Raw genomic sequence first — 9,657 nt, 5'->3', positions numbered from 1 at the left:
GCCGCTAACCTCATGAAAGCTAGGCTTTCAATTGGTTCGCTCGACTTGCATGTATTAGGCACGCCGCCAGCGTTCGTCCTGAGCCAGGATCAAACTCTCCATAAAAGAAAATTTGATTTGCTCAAAATTTAATGTCCGAATCTAGTTTGTCAACGAGGGTTAACAACTAGATAATTTATTGCATTAACGTTTTGTTGTTCAGTTTTCAAGGTTCATTCTTCTTTTTTGAAACAACTCTTTAATTATATCGTTTACCAACTCGTTTGTCAACAACTTTTTTGGATTTTTTCATTTTTTATCACTTTCGTTAAGATCTTTATTAGAATTACTTTCTCTTAGCGACAGCTTTTATATATTATCACCTTACCTAATCAAATGTCAACATATTTTTCAACATTTTTTATCTAGCGTTATAAATTATTTTACATTTAATTTTTTTATTGTTTGAAAACAATATCCCCTTATATCATTGAACTAAAAATGATATAAGGTCTCTAAATAAAATCAAATAATGTAAAACTCCCACACTATTCTGATGTAAGAAAAGAATTAGACTAATGAATCAACAATAACCACAGATTTAGGAATACAAAAAATTACGTTGAATGAAAGCGATTAAGGATTTCATCTTTCATGTCTATAAAAAGTTGGCTGTCTAGAGATTTTCTAGACAGCCATAGATTGAACTAATGATTTTCTATAACCAGCTAATTAATCTCTTGGACGCATTGTTGGGAATAATAATACGTCACGAATGGATTGAGAATTGGTTAGTAACATAACTAATCGGTCAATACCGATACCTAATCCACCTGTAGGAGGCATTCCATATTCTAAAGCCTCGATGAAATCTTCATCCATATCATGTGCTTCGTCATTTCCTGCTTCTTTTTCAGCTAGTTGCGCTTCAAAACGTTCGCGTTGATCGATTGGATCGTTCAATTCTGTAAACGCATTTGCATGTTCACGACGAACGATAAATAATTCAAAACGGTCTGTGAAGCGTTCATCTTCTGGATTTTTCTTTGCTAATGGCGAAATTTCAACAGGATGTCCGTAAACGAATGTTGGTTGTACTAATGTTTCCTCTACTTTTTGCTCGAAGAACTCGTTAATGATGTGTCCCACTTCATGCATTTCTTGAATTTCCACACCATGTTCTTTCGCTAAACTTCTCGCTTCTTCTAATGTCATAGGTTGCCAGAAGTCTACCCCGGTTACTTCCTTAATTGCATCAACCATATGCACTCGTTTCCATCCTGGTGAAAGGTCTATTTCTTCTTCACCGTATTGGATTTTCGTTGTACCAAGCACCTCTTGTGCTACATGAGAAATTAAATTTTCCGTCAATTCCATAATATCTCGGTAATCTAAATATGCACCGTATAGCTCTAATAATGTAAATTCTGGATTGTGACGTGTTGAAATACCTTCATTTCGGAACACTCGTCCTATTTCATATACTTTTTCGAGTCCGCCAACAATTAAACGTTTTAAATGCAATTCTAATGCAATACGTAAATATAGATCCATATCTAATGCGTTATGATGCGTAATGAATGGTCGAGCAGCTGCCCCTCCAGCAACAGTGTGTAAAATTGGCGTCTCTACTTCCAAATAACCTTGTCCATCTAAATAGTTTCGAATAGAACGAATAATTTTTGAACGAGTAATAAACGTCTCTTTGCTATCAGCATTCGTCATCAAGTCTAAGTAGCGTTGACGATAACGTTGTTCAACATCTTGCAATCCATGGAATTTTTCAGGCATTGGGCGCAGTGATTTCGTTAGGAAAGTAAATTCGTTTGCTTTTACGGAAAGCTCCCCTGCATTTGTTCTGAAAACAACTCCGCGGATGCCCACGATATCTCCTAAATCTGCATGTTTAAATAAATCGTATGCTTCATCGCCTACTCGGTCTTGACGAACATAAATTTGAATCTGGCCAGCCAAATCTTGAATGTGGGCAAAACCAGCTTTCCCTTTCCCACGTTTTGTCATAATACGACCTGCGATGACTACTTCATCATTTTTTTCTTCTAGCTCTTCTTTCGTAAATACATCAAATTGTTTGAAAACATCTGAAGACAAGTGTGTGCGCTCGAAACGTTGGCCAAATGGATCGATACCTTTTTCACGAATATCACTTAACTTTTGGCGTCTCACCAAAAGTTGATCATTTAATTCTTCAATGTTTGACACGTCTTTCACTCCTCATAATTTTAAAACGTTCTGTTCATAGTCCACAATGTATCTATTGTACACAATTTCTATCTTCTCTTCATCATTTTTGAAAGATTTTTTTAGTTCCCTTATATTTTTGATTAGGGTAATTTTTCTACTTTTGTATATAATGTTCTTATATTCAGATAAAAGATTCAACTTTTTGAGAGAGGTGTTTCCATGTATCGTAAAATAGACGATTTTATAAAAGATTGGCAACACAATAGTGCGGGTACTATAGCAATTATGGAATCCATTACGGAAGATAAAAAGTATGTTGCTATTGTTGAAGGTCATAATTCTCTTGAATTTTTAAGCTGGCACTTAACAAATGCCCCTTTATTCTTTTGCGGATTAATAGGGCAATCACTAAATGTCCAAATCAATCCATCTACACCGCCAACTACAATGAAAGAAATCATTGACGAATATAAAAAAGTAAACGAAGAAGTTGTAAATGCGGTTAAGAAACTAGATGATAGTTCATTAGAAAAAGAAGTGGATATGATTGGACAACCTACTGCGATTGGAGCAGTACTACGCATGCTTATTGATCATCAAACTCATCACAGAGCACAGATGCAAGTATTATTAAGACAAGCTGGCCTACCTGTACCGGGTGTCATGGGACCAACAAAGGAACAATCAAACGCATAATCTTACCAATTCAGGATAAGCCGCCTCAGTTGTTGAGACGGCTTTTTATATTGCTTAATTAAGCGCTTCACAATAATCGTAACCATTAGTTTTCACACAACATGCATCTCTCGTTCTTGTTGCTCTCTACTTTGTTCAACCACGTTATTTAAAATTGCACGCAATTCTTCGGCTGTTTCAACTTGATTAATCGCATTACGGATAATGCCATTGCCACGAATCCCTTTTAAATACCAAGCTGCATGTTTACGCATTTCACGTACGGCAACAAATTCACCTTTTAATTTTATCAAACGATCAAAGTGTAATAAACAAACGTCTATTTTTTCCTGAACAGATGGCTCTGGTTTTAACTCACCTGTTTCGAGGTACTGTACGGTTTGATAGATCATCCATGGATTTCCTAACGCAGCTCGACCAATCATCACCGCGTCTACACCCGTCTCATCCAACATTCGTTTTGCATCTTGTGGAGTTTCTACATCGCCATTACCGATTACAGGAATGTTTACATTTTCCTTCACTTGGCGAATGATTTCCCAATTCGCTTTCCCTTCGTACATTTGAACCCTTGTACGACCATGAACGGCTACAGCACTGCCGCCAGCTCTTTCAATCGCTTGGGCATTTTCAACAGCAAAAATGTGTTCATCATCCCAACCAATCCGCATTTTTACCGTCACCGGTTTCTCCACCGCATCAACAACTGCCGCTACCATTTCATACACTTTATCCGGATTCAGTAACCACTTCGCTCCTGCTTCACATTTAATAATTTTATTTACAGGGCATCCCATATTGATGTCAATAATATCCGCGTTCGTATGTTGATCTACAAACTTGGCCGCTTCAACGAGGGTTTCTTTTTCACCCCCAAAGATTTGCAAGGCGATTGGTTTTTCCCTTTCATCTATATAAAGCATGTCTAACGTTTTTTTATTGCGTAAAATAAGTCCTTTATCACTGATCATTTCAGCATAAACAAGACCCGCACCGAATTCTTTAACCGTTAGCCGGAAAGCAACGTTACTCACTCCTGCCATTGGAGCTAGTACTACACGGTTTGCCATCACGATATCTCCTATTTGGAACGGCTTTTTCTCTTCCATGGCCTATACCTCCTTTCCATAAAAGTGTTTTTATATCCGTCACTACTTCATAGTGTCGAGTGTCGTAATACGTATTGTTACAAAGAAAAATAATCCTTCCACTTTTTAATGCCCTCTTTTTCAAGGTTGATATTCTTTAATGCTGCCTCCGCTTGAATCAACTTTTCCGAGTATGGCTTAGATGCAATATCTAACAGCGGAACCAATACGAAAGCTCTTTCAAACATTCGAGGATGTGGAATGATTAAATTCTCTGACTCAATATTGTCGTTATTAAATAATAAAATGTCAAGGTCAATAATTCTTGGCCCCCAGCGGATATTGCGAACCCGACCGAGATCATTTTCAATTAATTGACAGGTCTGTAACAATTCAATAGGTGAAAGTATTGTTTGTGCATAAATCGCAATGTTTAAAAAAGAGGGCTGATCAACATACCCCACTGGAGCCGTTTCGTAAATTGGGGATATTTTTTTTATCCATATCCCCTCCTTACTTTGAAGCAAATCAATGGCAGATTTTAAATTGTTTTCCCGATCTCCCAAGTTTGTACCTAAAGATAAATAAACATCATTCACCATAATGACCCCTTACTATTTCAACAGCTACTTCTTTATAATGGCCTGGAATAGGTGGATCTGGTTTAATTAGTTCCACTTTGCATCCAAACACTTGTCCTTCATATTTTTGTAAGATTGATGAAGCAATGGTTTCTGCAGCTGCTTCAATTAATTGGAAGGGCTCTCCTTCCATGATTGATTTGCATAATTCATACACTTCTACATAATTCACTGTATATTGCAGGTCGTCTGTTTCCCCTGCCTTTTTCGTATTGACCGCAAGAGATACTGTAACTCGAAAACGCTGCCCTAACATTGTTTCTTCAGGTAATACACCGTGATATCCATAAAATTGCATATCTCGCAAATGTATATAGTCCATAATAGACCTCCTATCGAAATTAGTGTCTCTCAGGAAGTTCATTTTTCACTTCAAATTTCCCCATCAATGCATCAATCATTTTCACGGTTCTTGCTATTTCTTTTACATCATGCACTCGAACAATATGACAACCTTTCATGACACCATATGCACATGTCGCCGCAGTACCTTCTACTCTTTCATGTAATGGAACATCTAAAATAGTGCCAATCATTCGTTTTCTCGAAGTCCCCAACAAAACGGGGTATCCCAATTCTGCAAGTTCATCTAATCGTTGCATCGTTTCAATACTTTGCTGCAAGTTTTTCACAAACCCTATTCCCGGATCAAGTATGATATGCTCGTCTGGAACACCAGCTGCTTTCACAATATCAATACTTTCTTTTAAATCATTTAAAAAATCTTCGAAGTAATTTTTGTAATTCGTGTTCTCTCGATTATGCATTAGAATGATAGGTGCATTATATTCAAAAGCCACTTTGGCCATTTCCGGATCTGCCTTCGCGCCCCAAATATCATTAATGATATGGGCACCAGCTTCCAATGCCGCACGAGCAACCGCTGATTTGTAAGTATCAATTGATATAATGGCAGGTACTTCTTCTCTCAAAGCTTTAATCACTGGCACGACACGAGCAATCTCTTCTTCATCAGGAATACGAGTATAACCAGGTCGTGTCGATTCTCCACCCACATCAATAATCTTCGCACCTTCCTGAACCATCTGTTTCGCATGTGCAATTGCGGCATCGATTGAATTATACTTTCCCCCGTCAGAAAAAGAATCGGGTGTTACATTTAAAATCCCCATCACAAAAGTTTCTTTTGTATAATCGAGCTCTATATTATTAATTGTTAACGGTTTACTGTATTTCGATAACATCTTCGTACACTCCTTTATCAATAAGAGGACTACTCATTCGCCTTCATTACATTCTAAACAAGTATATCATTTTCAAAGTCAAAGCACTCAATACTTTTAAATCTAAAATTCGGTGTAATCATATAACATGTTTTTCGTCAAACAAAATCGGCATCATCCAAAAGGATAATGCCGTTTCTTATTAGTCTTCGAAATTGTATAAAGCTGTTGATAAATAGCGTTCACCATTAGATGGAACAATCGCTAATACGTTAGAACCTTTGCCTAAACGTTTTGCAGTTTGAATTGCAGCGTGAATAGCAGCACCTGATGAAATACCGCATAAAATACCTTCTTCACGACCTACTTTACGAGCTGTTTCGAATGCTGTTTCATTATCAACTTGGAATACAGAATCGTAAATTTCTGTATTTAACACTTTTGGTACGAAACCTGCTCCAATACCCTGAATTTTATGGGAACCTGGATTTCCGCCAGATAAAACCGGAGAGTCTTTCGGTTCAACTGCAATAATTTCAATGTTTGGATATTTTTCTTTTAATACAGCACCTGCACCTGTGATTGTACCACCTGTACCTACCCCAGCAACAAATGCGTCTAATTGCACACCTTCAAATGCTTCCACTATTTCCGGACCTGTTGTTAAGCGGTGGATTTCTGCATTTGCAGGGTTTTCAAATTGTTGTGGCATGAAATAACCATTTTCTTCTGCAAGTGCTGTTGCTTTAGCAATTGCACCTTTCATTCCTTCAGGACCAGGTGTTAATACTAATTCAGCACCATATGCACGAAGTAATTTACGGCGTTCAATACTCATAGTTTCAGGCATTACTAAAATAGCGCGATAACCTTTTGCTGCTGCAATCATCGCAAGTCCAATTCCAGTGTTTCCTGAAGTTGGTTCAATAATTGTGCCACCTGGTTTTAGTCGTCCATCTCTTTCTGCCGCTTCAATCATCGCTAAAGCAATACGATCTTTAACAGAGCTTCCTGGATTAAAATATTCTAATTTTACCCAAACAGTTCCTTCATCTTCAGTTGTAGCATGGTTTAACTTCACGATTGGTGTGCGACCAACTAATTCTGTAATAGAATTATATAATTTACTCATCACGGTTCCCCTTTCATAATACCGACTATTTTTATAGGTTTTTCTTGTTTTAATATTAACCCTACTAATCGTTTGTTGTCAATGAAAATGAGAGTGAAAATTTGTAAAATTTTTAATCATTATTCACCATAGAACCATGTCACATCAAATTCTTTCCAAAACATTTCCGGGGTAATGGATGATGACAGTTGCTCCATCGCTAACCCCCTTTTAATATGATCTTTTACCTCTCCATAAGGGAAAGATCTTCCTTCCATTTTTTCATGTAATTGAACAATTCCATATCGGCCGTCTCTTAATAAAACAGGCTTGCTAATTTCATTTTTATTTAGTTTTTGAAGCGCTTTCAGTATAGCTGGATCTACATTGGATTGATTCGTAATATAGCCAATATCTCCCCCGAGACTTGCCGAAACTTGTTCAACAGAACGTTCCCGAGCTAATACCGAAAAATCAGAACCTTCATTCAGTTCTTTTAAAACACTTTCTGCTTCATCTTTCGTATTCACAACAATTAATTTTGCTCGGTACGTCGTTGGAATATTATATAACGATTCATTTTCTTCATAATAAGATTCAAGCTCTTTTTCATCAATAATAATATCTTTTGTTAATACTTTCTCTAAAATCAGCTGGGACTTAATTTGCTCTTTAAGTTCCTTCTCTCCTAATTGTTGCAACGTTGAATCCATTTCGCTGGAAGAAACCATAAGGGATAGCTCTAAATCAATTTCATCCTCAGTCACGTCAATGCTATATTCTTTCGCAGCCTTTTCCATTACTTTTTGATTCACCATGCGCTGCAATGTATCTTTTCCATAATAACGTTCCATTTCAGCCATCCATTGCAGGCGAGTAATATTTTCACCATCAACGCTAGCGACGATAGTTTCATCGTCGCCAACTTCTTCATCTCCACCTAATGCAAATAACCAAAGAACAAACCAAAAAATATTCCCAACAAATAAAATCGCAAGTAATGTGAGTACAGGTTTTGTTTTTAATCGGCGTTTTGATAGTGGCGTATGTTGAGTCGTAGGTTGGTTAATTTTTTGCCTCGATCTCACGGATAAAACCTTCTAGCTCCTCTTGGCTATAATGATATTTTTCTAAACAGAAGTGGCACTCTGCTTCTGCTCCTCCATCTTCATCAATCATTTCTTGAATTTCTTGTACACCTAGTGACTTAATAGCCACTCCAAAACGCTCTTTTGAACATCCACAGTTAAATTGAACAGGCATAGTTTCTAACACTTTTACATTTCCCTCTCCTAATACTGCATCTAATATTTGTTCAGGGGTATAGCCTTTTTCAATCATTTTCGAAATCGGTTCAACGGATTTTAAGTGGTTTTCAATTGTTTCAATCGTTTCTTCATCGCATCCTGGTAATAATTGAATAATAAATCCTCCAGCTGCAAGTACGGAATTATCCGTGTTTACCAGTACACCTAATCCTACTGATGAAGGAACTTGTTCTGATACTGCATAATAATAAGTGAAGTCTTCAGCAATTTCTCCTGAAACGATTGGGGTTTGACCTGTAAACATTTCTCTCAAACCTAAGTCTTTTACAATCGTAATGTTTCCATTCGTTCCAACTGCACGACGTACATCTAGTTTTCCAACTTCATTTAACGGGAAATGAGTTTGTGGGTTCGTGACATATCCCCTTACTTCTCCTTTTCCGTTTGCATCTATCAATATAATACCGATTGGACCCCCACCTTCGATTTTGATTGTAATCTTATCATCGGCATTCATCATTGATCCCATCATAGCTCCAGCAGTCAATGCGCGACCTAGGGCAGCAGTAGCGGTAGGCCATGTATTATGTCTTTTTTGTGCTTCCCCAACAGTATTCGTTGAACGCACCGCATATGCACGAACTTTTCCATCAAATCCTAAAGCTTTTACTAAATAATCTTCCATAACAAATTTCCTCTCTTTAATGATTTCTTTTGTAAATGATATATAAACCTTTTAAAGTTAAAAACTTGTCTACTACATCAATAAGTTTTGTCTCATTTGAAAAAAATTCTGCAAGACCTCCAGTTGCAATAACTAAAGGTTCAATCTTACTTTGCTCTTTCATACGGCTTACAATTCCCTCAACCATGCCAATAAAGCCATAAAAAACTCCCGATTGAATGGAGGTGATTGTATTTTTTCCGATAATGTCAAACGGCTTTGTAATTTCTACTCGTGGCAATTTGGATGCCTTTGTAAATAGTGCATCCAAAGAAATCCTTACGCCAGGAGTTATGGCCCCTCCCATATAATGCCCTTTCTCATTTATGTAACTAAAAGTAATAGCCGTCCCAAAGTCTACTACAATAAGCGGCCTTGTGCCATATTCATGTACGGCAGCAACTGCATTGACAATTCGGTCTGTACCCACTTCCCGCGGATTATCACAAGCGATGTTTAATCCTGTTTTGATGCCAGGCCCTACGACAAGGGGTTTAATGTGAAAATAATTTCGGCACATTTCTTCTAATACATACATAATAGGAGGGACAACGGAAGAAATAATAATGCCACGAATATCGCTAAAGGCGATTCCAGCATAGTTAAAAAAGGCATATAAATGCATTGCATATTCATCGGAAGTTTTATTTTTCTCCGTCTCCATTTTCCAATGATGAATCAATTGCTCATCTTGATAAACTCCTACAGAAATTTTTGAGTTTCCTACGTCAATGACTAATATCACTAAAACCACTTCCATT

10 protein-coding genes and 1 rRNA gene are annotated in these 9,657 nt (G+C 37.2%); 1 reads left to right on the top strand and 10 read right to left on the bottom strand.

Annotated elements, in window-relative coordinates; all coding sequences use genetic code 11:
• Together HF990_RS10515 and lysS are read right to left on the bottom strand one after the other, a co-directional pair.
• Positions 1-105 (bottom strand): 16S ribosomal RNA (locus HF990_RS10515); the annotation flags it as partial.
• Between the two features lie 606 nt (positions 106-711).
• Positions 712-2,211, bottom strand: a complete 1,500-nt coding sequence (gene lysS, locus HF990_RS10510) for a lysine--tRNA ligase (protein ID WP_172597811.1) — start codon at positions 2,209-2,211, stop codon at positions 712-714.
• Between the two features lie 192 nt (positions 2,212-2,403).
• On the opposite strand from lysS, the gene HF990_RS10505 reads away from it, so the two are divergent.
• Positions 2,404-2,880, top strand: a complete 477-nt coding sequence (locus HF990_RS10505; protein WP_016838823.1) for a DinB family protein — start codon at positions 2,404-2,406, stop codon at positions 2,878-2,880.
• A gap of 92 nt (positions 2,881-2,972) precedes the next feature.
• Here the strand turns inward: HF990_RS10505 and dusB are convergent, their stop codons facing one another.
• The 8 genes from dusB to HF990_RS10465 all read right to left on the bottom strand — a co-directional run bounded on the left by dusB (position 2,973) and on the right by HF990_RS10465 (position 9,641).
• On the bottom strand, positions 2,973-3,989 hold the full coding sequence (dusB, locus tag HF990_RS10500) for a tRNA dihydrouridine synthase DusB (RefSeq protein ID WP_016838824.1): 1,017 nt from the start codon (positions 3,987-3,989) through the stop codon (positions 2,973-2,975).
• Positions 3,990-4,066: 77 nt separating this feature from the next.
• Positions 4,067-4,570, bottom strand: a complete 504-nt coding sequence (gene folK / locus HF990_RS10495; RefSeq protein WP_016838825.1) for a 2-amino-4-hydroxy-6-hydroxymethyldihydropteridine diphosphokinase — start codon at positions 4,568-4,570, stop codon at positions 4,067-4,069.
• Positions 4,560-4,931, bottom strand: a complete 372-nt coding sequence (folB, locus tag HF990_RS10490; protein WP_016838826.1) for a dihydroneopterin aldolase — start codon at positions 4,929-4,931, stop codon at positions 4,560-4,562. Before folB ends, folK begins: the two co-directional genes overlap by 11 nt.
• Positions 4,932-4,950: 19 nt before the next feature.
• Complete coding sequence (folP, locus tag HF990_RS10485; RefSeq protein WP_016838827.1) at positions 4,951-5,814, bottom strand: dihydropteroate synthase; 864 nt, start codon at positions 5,812-5,814, stop codon at positions 4,951-4,953.
• 181 nt (positions 5,815-5,995) lie between these two features.
• Entirely contained in the window at positions 5,996-6,925 is a 930-nt protein-coding gene (gene cysK / locus HF990_RS10480; RefSeq protein WP_016838828.1) for a cysteine synthase A, read from the bottom strand.
• Positions 6,926-7,044: 119 nt separating this feature from the next.
• On the bottom strand, positions 7,045-7,992 hold the full coding sequence (locus HF990_RS10475) for a peptidyl-prolyl cis-trans isomerase (RefSeq protein ID WP_016838829.1): 948 nt from the start codon (positions 7,990-7,992) through the stop codon (positions 7,045-7,047).
• Complete coding sequence (gene hslO / locus HF990_RS10470) at positions 7,970-8,857, bottom strand: Hsp33 family molecular chaperone HslO (RefSeq protein WP_016838830.1); 888 nt, start codon at positions 8,855-8,857, stop codon at positions 7,970-7,972. The genes HF990_RS10475 and hslO overlap by 23 nt, the downstream gene beginning before the upstream one ends.
• Positions 8,858-8,873: 16 nt before the next feature.
• Positions 8,874-9,641, bottom strand: coding sequence for a type III pantothenate kinase (locus HF990_RS10465; RefSeq protein ID WP_016838831.1), 768 nt, complete (start codon positions 9,639-9,641; stop codon positions 8,874-8,876).
• Positions 9,642-9,657 lie beyond the last annotated feature (16 nt).

It is taken from the genome of Ureibacillus thermosphaericus, from assembly GCF_012396605.1.
In the GTDB taxonomy this organism is placed as follows: domain Bacteria; phylum Bacillota; class Bacilli; order Bacillales_A; family Planococcaceae; genus Ureibacillus; species Ureibacillus thermosphaericus.
This window is presented reverse-complemented; position numbering and strand designations above follow the sequence as displayed.